We start from the raw sequence: 12,946 nt of genomic DNA, 5'->3' as shown, positions 1-12,946 counted from the left end.
AGTTGAAAAATAATGAGCTTAACGACAGGTATTGTAGGTCTGCCGAATGTCGGCAAATCAACACTGTTTAATGCGATCACGCAGGCCGGGGCGGAAATGGCCAATTATCCGTTCTGCACGATTGAACCTAATGTGGGAATCGTCAGTGTTCCGGATAAACGGCTGGACAAACTGACGGAAATGTACCATCCGAAAAAAAAGATCCCGACTACATTTGAGTTTACGGATATTGCCGGATTGGTTAAAGGGGCAAGCAAAGGAGAAGGACTGGGCAACCAGTTTCTTGCCACTATACGGCAGGTCGATGCCATATCCCACGTCGTCCGCTGTTTTGACGATAAAAACATTACGCACGTCTCCGGAAAAATCGATCCGATCGACGATATCGAAACGATTAATCTGGAACTGATTCTGGCCGACATGGAGCAGATAAATAAACGGCTCGACCGGACGGAAAAATTGGCAAAACAGAAAGAAAAACAGGCGATCATCGAATTTTCCGCACTGCAAAAACTGAAAGAAGCCTTTGACGCAGGGGAGCCGGCCCGCCATGTTGCGCTGACGGACGAGGAGGAGACAGCTGTCAAACCGTTCAATTTTCTGACGAAAAAACCGGTTCTCTATGTAGCAAACATTTCTGAAGACGATCTGCTGGCACCGGACGATAACGCATATGTCCAGGCGGTCAGGGACTATGCGGAAAAAGACGGATCGGAAGTCGTTGTCATTTCGGCAAAGATTGAGTCTGAGATAGCCGAACTTGAAGGCGAAGAGAAAAAAGTGTTTTTGCAGGATCTCGGTCTTGAAACTTCGGGTCTTGACCGGCTGATCGCCCAATCATACCGGCTTCTCGGACTGGCTACCTACTTCACGGCGGGAGAAAAAGAAGTGCGGGCGTGGACATTTCGGAAAGGGACGAAGGCGCCGCAGGCGGCAGGCATCATCCACTCCGACTTTGAACGCGGTTTTATTCGTGCCGAGATCGTGTCTTATGAGGATCTGGTGGCCGCCGGTTCAGAACTTGCCGCAAAGGAACAAGGGCATCTGCGGCTCGAGGGCAAGGATTATGTGATGCAGGACGGAGACATCGTTAATTTCAGATTTAATGTCTGACCTTGGCATGAATCGATGAATCTTGCAATCATTTGCTGAATGTGTTATGATAAAGTCCTATGAGTGAGAAGACTTGCTCTCTGCTCCGTTCAGGAGCCGTTTAGTCCAAGGGGAGGTGAACATCGTGCGCAAATACGAAATTATGTACATTCTTCGTCCGGATTTGGAAGAAGATCAGGAAAAAGCAGTCAAAGAAAAGGTTGCGTCCATCCTGACCGACAATGGCGCCGAAATCAATGATGTCAAGGAAATGGGCAAGCGTCGGCTGGCCTATGAAATCAATGATTATAATACCGGCGTTTACAACGTTCTCTATGTAACGGCCGAAAACACGGCAATTGATGAATTCGACCGTCTTGTCAAGATCAATGAAGATGTGATTCGCTTTATGATCATCAAGGATGAACGCAAACCTGAAGAAAGCAAATAATTTGCGGAACAGGGGGAATTCTGATGATTAATCGGGTTGTTTTGGTCGGACGCTTAACAAAAAATCCGGAACTTCGTTATACACCGAACGGAGTTGCCGTGACAAGTTTTACGCTTGCAGTCAATCGTCCGTTCTCTAATCAGCAGGGCGATCGCGAAACGGACTTTATTCCTGTGGTCGTGTGGCGAAGACAGGCGGAGAACGCTGCCAACTTTCTGACAAAAGGGAGCCTGGCAGGAGTCGACGGCCGCATTCAGACACGAAACTATGAGAATAATGAAGGCCGCCGTGTCTATGTCACGGAGGTTATTGCGGATAGTGTGCAGTTCCTTGAACCGAAGAGCGCCAGACATGGCGACGGCAACGGGAACGCCGCTCCGGCTGCGGGAAACGCGGGCTATCCGCCGCAGGCGAACCGGCAGGGCGCGAGCGCCGGCAGTAGTAGTAACCGCGGTCAGGATACCCCTTCTTTTGAAGATCCATTTGCTAACGACAGTAAGCCGATCGATATATCGGATGATGATCTGCCGTTCTGATAAACGGCACGAAAAACAAATGATTAACAGGGAGGTGCTTGGAATGGCAGTACGCCGGTCACGCGGTAAACGCCGCAAGGTATGCTATTTTACGGTCAACCATATTACTTATATTGACTATAAAGATGTTGACTTACTGAGACGGTTTATTTCTGAACGCGGGAAAATATTGCCCCGCCGTGTTACGGGAACGAGTGCGAAATATCAGCGCCAGCTGACAAAGGCGATTAAGCGCGCACGTCAGATGGCTTTACTCCCGTATACAACGGAATGATTTTCTCCAGTTTTATGTCAAATTGAAAACAGCAATGAAAGGCCGCGGTAAAAGAATGATCTTTTATGGCGGTTCTTTTTATTCAGCGGACCTTCCTAAGGGACAGCATCTTTGCCGGTTGAATTCCGATCTAAGCATGCGGCCGGCTTTTGAAACGACCGTGCCGGTCCGTTCTAACCTGAAACAGTGTGGTGAAAGACAATGAATCAGCAGCTGAACTCCGGCAATCAAAGACATGCCGGTCCGGCGTTCAAAGAGAAAAGGGCATTGATTCTTGCAGCTCTCTTAATTGCCGTCTATCTGTCTCCTCTGTTTATACTGGGCGAAAACGCTCATATACGTGTCCAGGATAATCTGGATTCGAATGTCGCCTGGTACCAGGTTCTTAATCGCAGCGGCGAGTTGTTCGGTTCCATTAACGCCGGGATTCCGCAGGTCATCAACGGAGAGCTTTCAAGAAATGCGTTCGATTCTCAGTTTAGCGGAATTGTCTGGCTTCACGTTCTTTTTCCATCAATGCTTGCTTTTTCCCTCAGTCAGGCGATCGTTTGCGTCTTTGCTTTTCTCGGCATGTATTTACTGCTTCGGGATTACTGCGTCAAGTCGGCAGATGCTTATCCCGTCCGTGTGCTGGGTTCTCTGGCCTTTGCACTGACGCCCTTCTGGCCGTCCGGAATGCTCAGTACAATGGGGATGCCGCTCGCTCTGTGGGCTTTTTTAAATATCAGGGCGCGGAAAGGAACCTGGAGAGAGTGGCTGATCTTTTCTTTATTGCCGTTCTATTCCAGTTTTGTGCTTGGCTTTTTCTTTTTCCTGACTGCGATGTTGTTTCTCTGGCTGCGCGATTGGATTGTTAAAAGAAAGGCAAACCTGCTTTTTTTAGGATCGATCGCATTCATGACCGCCCTCTATCTGCTGCTGGATTACCGACTGGTTGCATCACTGCTTTTTCCGGGTCCGCCGACAAACCGCAATGAATTTCTTGAATCGACAGGCAGTTTATACAGTACGGCCAAGCTGGCGCTGGAGAACTTTATATTGGGGCATAACCAGGTGATGACCGTTCATGAATTTGTCATTCTTCCCTTTACTGGCGTCGTCCTGTGGCAGATGATCCGGAACGGAGGCGGCGGAAAGCGGCTGCGAAAGTGGTTTGTCTGTCTCCTTGTGATAAACATTTTGCTGTCCGTATGGTTCGCCTTCTGGTTTTATAAGGGGTGGGCACCGCTCAAAGAAAAAATCAGCATTCTGACAACTTTTAATTTTTCCCGCTACCATTATCTGCATCCCTTGTTTATCTATCTCATGTTTGCCGTGGGGGCGGCGATCCTCTGGAAGATGGGAAATAAATGGCGGCGTTTTGTCAGAATTTGTTTCGTACTGCAGCTTGCCGTACTTTTTTATTACAATCCGGAAATTGAATTTCATGGCGAACCGACGTTCAAACAATTTTATGCCGTGCAGCAATTCCATGATATTGCCGCTTTTATCGGAAAACCGCAATCGGACTATCGCATAGCCAGTATCGGCCTTCACCCGGCGATCGCTCAGTACAACGGTTTCTATACTTTGGACACTTACAATAATTTCTATCCGCTGTCTTATAAGCATACATTCAGGAAAATTATTGCTAAAGAGTTGGATAAGAACAAAGAAATCAAAAGTTATTTCGACAACTGGGGCGGCAGATGCTATCTTTTTACGGCAGAGTTGGGAAAAAATTATGAATTCCGGAAGGGGTCGGCGGTAAAAATTCACCATCTTCAGCTTAATATCAATGCATTTAAAAAGCTGGGCGGCCGTTATATTTTGTCTTCCGTGCCGATTATGAATGCCGATCAGGACGGGCTGCGCTTCCTGAAATCATTTAACAATTCAGCCTCCGCATGGACGATCTATCTGTACGAAGCCAAATGATGCGGCAGGCAAACAGTCTGTCCCGAAGCCAGGCCGCCGTTCGCATCGGTCAATTTTCCAGAGAGCGGACTATTTACATAAATGCGTGAATGGCAGTCAATTTTTGCAGACGGCGCTGTTTTCCCGCTGTTGATGACGGACCCGCGCCGGAACTGTGAAGCGCCCGGCAGCATGGTGCAATGAAAGGGTTCAATAGCGCCGAAATACTGGCCGGCCGTTTTGTTAAAATTGATTGAATACCCGGCCATACAAAAGACCCCCTGATACCGGCTATTCAGTAGGCCGGTATCAGGGGGTCTGTTCATGCGCGATCCTTTCGATCTATTTAATAATACGGCGCCATCATCAGATAAACGATAACACCGGTCAGGCTGACATAGAGCCAGATCGGCATCGTCCAGCGAACGATTCGTTTATGCTTCTTAATCTGGTTGGTCCATCCCCATACGAGTGCGAAAAGAGCGAGCGGGACAACGATCGCTGCAAGCGTACTGTGGGTGATCAGGAGAAAAAAGTAGACGGGACGGATCAGGCCGGTGCCCCCGTAATGGGGCGGCGGCGCGAGATAATGAAATGAAAGATACGAAATCAGGAAGAGAAAGGTTGTTGTAAACGCGGCCAGAATAAAGCCGCGATGCATGGCGATATTCTTTTTCCTGACAGCGATAAAGGCCGCCAGAAGGAAGATGAACGTAAAACTGTTGAAAACGGCATTAAATCTCGGAAGCAGGTAAACATCAAAACCGATTTTACCGTGGTAACCGATAAAGGGTGCAAAAAAAAGCAGTAAAATCAAAATGTCGGCGATAATCGATACCGAAAGGATCAGAACCGCATAGTTAGCCGTACTTTTTGGCGTTCTTCCGCGAGGATCCTGTGTCAGCATATTTTTGCTCATCTGAGAAAAACTCCTTTAAAAACTGTAAGAAATTTGACCGGGCCCTATGATAAAAATAAACGGTTCCAAGCTCTTACATCATAAATTAGATTTTTCGCCATGGCAAGGAAAGAGCTGTCCAAATTCAAAAGATGGTTATTCCGAAGACTCTCCGGCCAGCAGGCGCTTTGTAATGGCTTTAATTTTCTGATGCGAAGAGATCTCCTCATTGATCATTTCTTCAAGAATGACATGAATAAAGTATTGAACAGCGGCCATATCCTTGAATTTTATGATGGATGCCAGCGCTTCTTTGTAAATCTGAAAGAATAAAGGCTCAGGATTGCCCTTCTGTATTTCACCGTAAGCTTCATAAAGCAGATCGATCTTATCGGCAACGGACAAGATCCGGCCTTCAAGCGAACTGTCTTTTCCTTCTTTAAACCGGCCTTCATAAACTTTTCTGAATTCAGGCGGGAATTCTTTGTTCAGGAATTCCTGAGTCATCGAACCCTCCACCTGGGAGAAAAGTTCCCGGAGTTTTGGAAGCGCGTACTTGACAGGAGTTTTGATGTCACCGGTGAACAGTTCGGAATAGTCGTGATTGATCGCCCGCTCGTACATCGTTTTCCAGTCGACCGTCTTTCCGTCCTGAGCTTCAACAGTGGCAAGAAATTGGGCAATGGTTGCCACTTTGAAAGAATGGCTGGCTACGGAATGTTCCTGATACTTAAAAACGCCCGGGCAGCGGAATATCCCTTCCAGGTCGGACAAACTCTGAAAATATTTGTGAATGCCCATGAATGTGCCACCTTCCTCCGCCTGTTTTTGATCTTTTTTCTAAGAGTATTCAGATTAATGTAGTCATAAAAAGGATCCGTCAATCCTTCTCATAAAAAATCGATTCAGCGCCGTTCCAGGCTGTTCAGTGATTTTGTCAGGGTGAAAAGTTTCTGGATATTCAGCAGAGGAAGCTCGCGTTTTTCCAATTTCAGTTCGGCGGTAACGGCCTCCCCTTTGTCGCTGACCGGAACCAGATCTTCAGGATGAAAAGTTAAGGGTTCGCCGACAGAATGAATATCAAGAGCGATGATTTCATTCTCTGTACCGCAAACGACGTATTTTTCATCTTCTTTAGGAAACGGATTGTGATCAATGTGAAAGATACCCGCCAGATTAATCAAGGGCAGAACTTTACCTCTTAATGAAATCAGGCCCAGAAAGTAGGGATGGGTCATCGGTACCTTCACGGCATGAATCGGTTCTACGAACTCATGGATTTCTCCGATCGGGAGACCGAACGCCTGATCTCCGACATTCAGCGCAATGGCTGTATTTTCTACTGAAGCAACTGACATTTCGCTCACCTCAAAAGATAAGATATTTGTGTGCAGACGCTGACCGTTTTATTTACTTATAACTATAAAGGATAATGGATCAATCGTCATTTTTTTTTCAGGTCGGGAACAGAATCCGGTTCAACGACTTCCCGGTCCGCGTACCACGGATTGATGTGAATCAGCACTTCATCGACATAAGGATATTTGCGGATCATCCGCCGCCTGATTGCCTCGGTAATATCGTCGCCCTCCTGAATAGTGAGCGAAGCAGGGAGCCTGATCTGAGCATCGATCAGCACTCCGTTGCCCTGCTCGCGTGCGCGCAAAATATCGATTTTTTTCACTTCCGGAAAAGAGAGGAACACCTGCCGGTACTCTTCCTGTTTGTCTTCAGGGACACTGCTTTCCATAAGTACATTGGTCGACTTTATGATCATAATGATCGCAATTCTCAGCACGAGAAAAGAGACGACGATGCCTGCAACCGGATCGCCGAAACGGGCACCAGGCATATTCAGCAGATTTCCCGCCCAACCGATGCCGAGGCCGACGGCGGCAGCGCATGAAGCAAAGATGTCGGCCAGATGGTCCGAAGCGGCGGCGCGGAGACTTTTACTGCGGTATTTTTGAGCCGTTTTATAAGTGTAGACATAAAGGATCCATTTCCAGATTGCTGAAACAACGGCTGCTAAAAGCGCCCAGACACTGACCGCCGAAACGGGCCCGAGCAGGACTTTAATTGCGTCGTATACAAGAAATAAAGCCGCGCCGATTAAAATAATCGCGATGAAAGCGCTGGAAACATCCTCAGCTTTTCCGTGACCGTAGGGATGATCTCTATCGGCCGGATGATTGGAAAGCTTCATTGAGCCGATAGCGGCAATTGAACCGATAACGTCCCCGCCGTTATGCACACCGTCTGCGATAAGCGCGGTGCTGCGAAAGAACAAACCGCAGACAATTTTGATCAATGTCAGGAAAAAATTGCTGATCAGACTGATCCAGGCCGCCTTCACTGCTTTCGGATTTTCACGGGCCATAAAGATTCACCCCCCTTAAATTGTTTGCTTGAGGAAAATTAATAAAGAGAAAAGGCAATCCGGAAAAGGATTGTCTTTTTAAAAGCATTCTTTTATTCTTTACTGGACCCGCCGGGAACAGGAAACGGGTGAATTTAAAAAGACCAGCCGGATAGCGCGCCAAGGCCGGAAAAGCTTCCCCGGCCGTTCTTCTGCCTGAACGGATAACGGAACTGCGTCCCGCATCTTTGCGTTTCAAGGCGTCCCGCGCAGTGATAACAGCCATGATCTGCACCAACTCTCGAATGACACTTTAGCCTAAAACTGCCGATATAAAAAGAATCAATACGAAAAAGGCCCAATTCTTTTAGAGCGTTGAAACAACGAAATATCGCTGCTTGTTCACTCACCCTGTGGGAACAAACGGGAAGAAGAATTCGGGCATCTATCGGTTCATTTAAAACGCTTTCTCAATTTAAAACTAACAAGTATTATTTTACACCGTTATTAACGTCATTGCAACGGCCGCTACGCTTCCGTTGACAGCCATCGTGAGGAAATCGGTCCCCGCCGGCCGGAGCGAGCGAGAGTACCGCGTCAGTGCCGGTTTATGAATCATTCGCGGCAGCTTTTTCCCTTGCGGTATCGCTCTTGTATAAATGGTGTCACTTTATTATGATTATCATGTAAATAAGAAAATTGCCTGTGATCATTTGATAGAGGGGGGAATTAAAGATGACGGATCAATTAACGACGGAAGCGGGGCAGCCATGGGCCGACAACAATCATTCTCTGACAGCCGGCGAGCGGGGTCCCGTACTCATTCAGGATTATCAGTTGCTGGAAAAGCTGGCTCATTTTAATCGTGAACGCATCCCGGAACGGGTTGTCCACGCCAAGGGAGCTGGTGCCAAAGGGATATTTAAGCTGACCCATGACATGAGCGAATATACTAAGGCAGACTTGTTTAACGGAACCGGAAAAGAAACGCCGATTCTTCTTCGATTTTCACAAGTAGCCGGCGAATCGGGTTATCCGGATACCATCCGCGATGTTCGCGGCTTTGCGCTGAAATTCTACAGTCAGCAGGGAAATTACGACATTGTCGGTAACAATACGCCGGTCTTCTTTGTAAATGATCCGCTGAAATTTCCCGATTTCATTCACTCGCAAAAACGTGATCCGCGGACTCACCGGCGGGATAACGACATGCAATGGGACTTTTGGGCTCATTCTCCCGAATCCGTGCATCAAGTGACCTATCTAATGGGCGACCGGGGCAACCCAGCCAGTTATCGCACGATGAATGGCTATGGCAGCCATACTTTTAAGTGGGTGAACGGCAAAGGCGAGATATTCTGGGTAAAATATCACTTCATTACCCAGCAGGGCGTTCAAAATATGACCGATGAGGTCGCCGCCAAGGCCGCCAGTGAAGATACGGACTACCTGCAGAATGAATTATTTAACGCCATTGAAACCGGTGATTTCCCTTCATGGAAGGTTTACGTACAAATCCTGCCCTATCAAGCCGGACTGGATTACAAATATGATATTTTCGACGTCACCAAAGTTGTGTCGCATAAAGATTACCCGTTGATTGAAGTCGGTGAATTTACCCTCAATCAAAATCCGACGAACTATTTCGATGAGATCGAGGAGGCGGCCTTTTCACCGGCGAACTTTGTTCCCGGAATTGAAGCTTCACCCGATAAACTCCTTCAAGGACGTTTATTTGCTTATAAAGATGCCGAACGTTACCGACTCGGTGTGAACTATGAACAATTGCCGGTCAATCGTCCGTTAAATGAAGTACACAACTACGAACGGGACGGGTTTATGGCGCAGGGGCAGGATGGCTCTGTCAACTATGAACCGAACAGTCACGGGGGACCGGTCGAAGATCCGGGTGCTCGAATCCATCAGGATGAAGTGCACGGGAAACTGGGTGATTTCAAGCCATATGATACCGACTACTACTCTGCGGCCGGCCGTTTATACCACGTCATGAGTACCGACGAACGGGATCGTCTGATTCAAACGATTGCAAAAAATCTGGGTTCCGTAGACAGCCAGGCAGTGAAAATTCTGCAAACGAAACATTTTTATCAAGCCGACCCGGATTACGGGACTCGTGTTGCCAAGGCGCTGAATATTGAATTGGATGAAATTAAATAAGTTCGATCTATATAAGGAAAGGCTAGAATCGGATGCAGGGTAAAAGCAGCTGGGAAGTCAGAGGCAGGAGAAACGCCGAATAATTGATTTTTTCAAGCCGAGGTCTCGCGGCCGCGGTTATTTTTTTTTGCCCGGATCTTCTTGACGTGATGCCCGGATCCATGGCTGCGCTCTGACCTGTACCGGAGCAAGAATTTTCGATTGCCTCGGACTCTGGGTGAAGCGGCCGACCGGCGACGATTGACATTCGGAAGAGGAAAAGAGGGATTCAGTGAAAAAACTCACTGATTACTGCAATCGAGAGGAATATTGAGTATAATTAACTTGAATTTTAATATCCGTGAGTCAGATCATACAAAAGCAAAGGCTGTTAAAAACGCGAATTCAGCGGATCCTGTAGAATACTGATATTTACGGGAGGTGCCGGTTTCTTTTTTTATACGATCGGAGAGCATAAAACTTTAAGGGATTATAGTATAAGCGCAACTCAGGCTTTATCTGCACAGAAGGCTTGGCGGAACAAAGTTTCCTAATCCTCTTTCGAAAGCAGATGCGGACCTTAAGATTCTAAATTCATGGAAGGCCGTGGTACGGAGTCCGGCATCGTTTCCAGACTTGCCGGATGCCATATATTTCGGAAGCATGCTCGCGAATATGTCCTGAAAAGGGCGGCGAAGGCAAACGGCAGCGGGATCCGCGGAAATCAGCGGAAACTTTTGTACCGCCCTGAACGGGCAAATTCGGCCGTGGGAGCTGAAAAAATTGGCAAACCGATTTAAACACCGATGGCGCAGCGACCAGCTCGTCTTACTCGGTCTGTTGTGTCTCCTCTTTCTAATTTTTATTGCGTTTCTGAACTGGATGCTTGCTCTGGCAGGGCTGGTTCTGCTGGCTCTTTTTGCCGTCTGGTTTGTGTTTAATGAGACACAATTTGATAAAGAACTGATCGAATATGTTGCGGGGCTTTCCTACCGCATTAAAAATGTCGGCGGCGAAGTACTGCTGCGGATGCCGATCGGGATTATTCTTTACGATGAATCCGAGCAAATTGAATGGTGCAACGTGTATCTCAATAAAATTGCCGGCGGCAAAGAAACAAATATTGGAAAAAATGTAAAGGAGATCTCCGAGGAGCTGGCGGAATTCATCTCATCGGATAAAGAATCATCAATCATCATCACGATTCACGAGCGGCAATACCGTGTACGTTTGAAAAGGCCGGAAAGATTGCTCTATTTTACCGATATTACCGATATTCTGGAGATTAAAAAAAGATACTTTAATGAAAAAACAGTGATTGCACTGATTTTCCTGGATAATTATAAAGAAGTGACAGAGGGTCTTGAAGACCAGATCAGGAGTACAATTAATAATGAGACCACGTCGATGATCAAAACCTGGGCGTCGGATCACGGCGTCTATCTGCGGCGGACTGCGTCCGATCGCTTTCTCGCGGTATTGAACGAGAAACAGCTGGCGGCAGTAGAAGAAGAACATTTTTCTATTCTGGACAAGGTGAGGGAAAAAACCGTTCCCCTCAGCCATATTCCGTTAACGCTCAGTATCGGCGTCGGGGCGGGAACCCCGGTGCTTGAAGACCTGGGTGCCTATGCACAGTCCGCTCTTGATCTCGGGCTGGGACGCGGCGGCGATCAGGCGGTGATCAAACGGCCGGACGGCGACGTGAAATTTTACGGCGGCAAGTCCAATCCTGTTGAAAAAAGGACACGTGTCCGCGCACGGGTTATTTCGCACGCTCTGTCGGAACTGATGCTGGAGAGCGACCAGGTGTTGATTATGGGCCATAAAGTGCCCGATCTGGATTCTATGGGGGCCTGTATCGGCGTCCTGAAAATCGCTCATGCCAATGGACGCAATGCGAAGATCGTTATCGACCGGGAGCCGAATGTGAGCGGTGTATCCCGGCTGATCCGCGAACTTCAGGAGAACCGCAGCCTGTGGTCCGACTTTATTTCTGCCGATGAGGCCCGCGGACAGGCAACGAGGCGAACACTGGTCGTGATTGTGGACACGCATCGTCCGTCTATGGTTGTTGATCCGCAGCTTCTGGAAAGTACGCCCCGCGTTGTCGTGATCGATCATCATCGGCGGGCGGAGGAATTTATTAAGGATCCTGTACTCGTTTATATGGAACCCTATGCATCCTCGACATCCGAACTGATCACGGAACTGCTGGAGTATCAGCCCAATGAGCGTCCGCTGGAAGTCATTGAGGCAACGGCAATGCTGGGCGGCATAGCGGTGGACACGAAAAACTTTACGCTGCGGACGGGTTTCCGTACCTTCGACGCGGCGTCCTATCTTCGTGCGCACGGAGCGGATACCATTCTCGTCCAGAAATTTTTAAGCGATGACCTGAATCAATTCAATCAGCGCGCCGAACTCATTCGCAGGACGAAAATTTATCGCTCCAATATCGCCGTTGTTGTCGGCGAAGAACAAAAGCAGTATGAGCAGGTGCTGCTTGCCCAGGCGGCGGACACACTGCTGACACTCGAGGGGATCAGGACATCCTTTGTCATCGGCCTGAGGCCTGACGGGCAGGTCGGTGTCAGCGCGAGATCTCTCGGCGATGTAAATGTCCAGCTCATTATGGAAAGCATCGGCGGCGGCGGACACTTGAATAACGCGGCTACTCAGCTGAAGAATACGACAGTCGGCGAAGCTGCAGAACAGGTCAGAGCGGCCATTGACAGTTATTTTGAGGGAGGTTTGTCGTGATGAAAGTCATTTTTGTTAAAGATGTAAAAGGTAAAGGCAACGAAGGCGAAGTCAAAGAAGTGTCCGAAGGCTATGCCCGAAATTATTTATTTCCAAAAAATCTGGCGGTTCCGGCGAGCAAGAGCAGCCTGAAACAGCTGGATACGAAAAAAAAGAAACAAATGGAGCATGAAAAAGAAGAGCGCCGCCAGGCTGAAGCGCTCAAAAATACAATAGAAAAGATCACGATTGAGCTGAAGGCAAAATCCGGAGAAGGCGGCCGTTTGTTCGGTTCCATTACGAGCAAACAAATCGCACAGGCTTTTCAAAAACTGAACATCTCGATTGATAAAAGGAAAATTGAGCTGTCGGAACCGATACGCACCCTCGGTTTTACGGATGTGCCGCTTAAACTGCATCCGCAGATCACGGCCAAAGTGAAAGTGCATGTCACGGAAGAATGAGCGGCATTCACAGCGTACCGGCCGTTTCAGAGATTTCCCCGGCAATTGTACGCTGTGCCGAAAATTGTCAGCACGGC

At 48.1% G+C, this 12,946-nt stretch carries 13 protein-coding genes; 8 read left to right on the top strand and 5 right to left on the bottom strand.

Going from position 1 to position 12,946, the window contains the following annotated elements; genetic code table 11:
• Positions 1-12 precede the first annotated feature (12 nt).
• The 5 genes from ychF to OYT88_RS07955 all read left to right on the top strand — a co-directional run bounded on the left by ychF (position 13) and on the right by OYT88_RS07955 (position 4,270).
• Entirely contained in the window at positions 13-1,113 is a 1,101-nt protein-coding gene (ychF, locus tag OYT88_RS07975; protein ID WP_274399156.1) for a redox-regulated ATPase YchF, read from the top strand.
• Positions 1,114-1,237: 124 nt separating this feature from the next.
• Entirely contained in the window at positions 1,238-1,543 is a 306-nt protein-coding gene (rpsF, locus tag OYT88_RS07970) for a 30S ribosomal protein S6 (RefSeq protein WP_274399154.1), read from the top strand.
• Positions 1,544-1,566: 23 nt separating this feature from the next.
• Entirely contained in the window at positions 1,567-2,079 is a 513-nt protein-coding gene (locus OYT88_RS07965) for a single-stranded DNA-binding protein (RefSeq protein WP_274399152.1), read from the top strand.
• Positions 2,080-2,122: 43 nt separating this feature from the next.
• Complete coding sequence (rpsR, locus tag OYT88_RS07960) at positions 2,123-2,353, top strand: 30S ribosomal protein S18 (protein ID WP_274399151.1); 231 nt, start codon at positions 2,123-2,125, stop codon at positions 2,351-2,353.
• A 201-nt stretch (positions 2,354-2,554) separates the two neighbouring features.
• The gene (locus tag OYT88_RS07955; RefSeq protein ID WP_274399150.1) at positions 2,555-4,270 is read left to right on the top strand and encodes a DUF6044 family protein; all 1,716 of its coding nucleotides are present in this window, start codon (positions 2,555-2,557) and stop codon (positions 4,268-4,270) included.
• Here OYT88_RS07955 and OYT88_RS07950 read toward each other — a convergent pair.
• The 5 genes from OYT88_RS07950 to OYT88_RS07930 all read right to left on the bottom strand — a co-directional run bounded on the left by OYT88_RS07950 (position 4,249) and on the right by OYT88_RS07930 (position 7,527).
• On the bottom strand, positions 4,249-4,518 hold the full coding sequence (locus OYT88_RS07950; protein WP_274399149.1) for a hypothetical protein: 270 nt from the start codon (positions 4,516-4,518) through the stop codon (positions 4,249-4,251). The two genes, OYT88_RS07955 and OYT88_RS07950, sit on opposite strands and share 22 nt — an antisense overlap.
• Positions 4,519-4,595: 77 nt before the next feature.
• Positions 4,596-5,156 (bottom strand): DUF420 domain-containing protein, encoded by a 561-nt coding sequence (locus tag OYT88_RS07945; RefSeq protein WP_274399208.1) that lies wholly within the window; start codon positions 5,154-5,156, stop codon positions 4,596-4,598.
• Positions 5,157-5,303: 147 nt separating this feature from the next.
• Positions 5,304-5,948 carry an HD domain-containing protein gene (locus OYT88_RS07940; RefSeq protein WP_274399147.1) on the bottom strand — a complete coding sequence of 215 codons (645 nt, stop codon included), beginning with the start codon at positions 5,946-5,948 and terminating at the stop codon, positions 5,304-5,306.
• A 104-nt stretch (positions 5,949-6,052) separates the two neighbouring features.
• Positions 6,053-6,505: a chemotaxis protein CheW gene (locus tag OYT88_RS07935; protein ID WP_274399145.1), complete on the bottom strand. Its 453-nt coding sequence runs from the start codon at positions 6,503-6,505 to the stop codon at positions 6,053-6,055.
• An 86-nt stretch (positions 6,506-6,591) separates the two neighbouring features.
• Positions 6,592-7,527, bottom strand: coding sequence for a cation diffusion facilitator family transporter (locus OYT88_RS07930; RefSeq protein ID WP_274399144.1), 936 nt, complete (start codon positions 7,525-7,527; stop codon positions 6,592-6,594).
• Positions 7,528-8,241: 714 nt separating this feature from the next.
• Here OYT88_RS07930 and OYT88_RS07925 point away from each other — a divergent pair.
• From OYT88_RS07925 to rplI, 3 genes are all read left to right on the top strand, one after another.
• Positions 8,242-9,684, top strand: coding sequence for a catalase (locus tag OYT88_RS07925; protein ID WP_274399142.1), 1,443 nt, complete (start codon positions 8,242-8,244; stop codon positions 9,682-9,684).
• A 762-nt stretch (positions 9,685-10,446) separates the two neighbouring features.
• Positions 10,447-12,426 (top strand): DHH family phosphoesterase, encoded by a 1,980-nt coding sequence (locus tag OYT88_RS07920; protein ID WP_274399141.1) that lies wholly within the window; start codon positions 10,447-10,449, stop codon positions 12,424-12,426.
• Positions 12,426-12,869 (top strand): 50S ribosomal protein L9, encoded by a 444-nt coding sequence (rplI, locus tag OYT88_RS07915; RefSeq protein ID WP_274399140.1) that lies wholly within the window; start codon positions 12,426-12,428, stop codon positions 12,867-12,869. The genes OYT88_RS07920 and rplI overlap by 1 nt, the downstream gene beginning before the upstream one ends.
• The last annotated feature ends 77 nt before the right edge of the window (positions 12,870-12,946 follow it).

Source organism: Sporolactobacillus sp. CQH2019 (assembly GCF_028765345.1).
Lineage (GTDB): Bacteria > Bacillota > Bacilli > Bacillales > Sporolactobacillaceae > Sporolactobacillus.
This window is presented reverse-complemented; position numbering and strand designations above follow the sequence as displayed.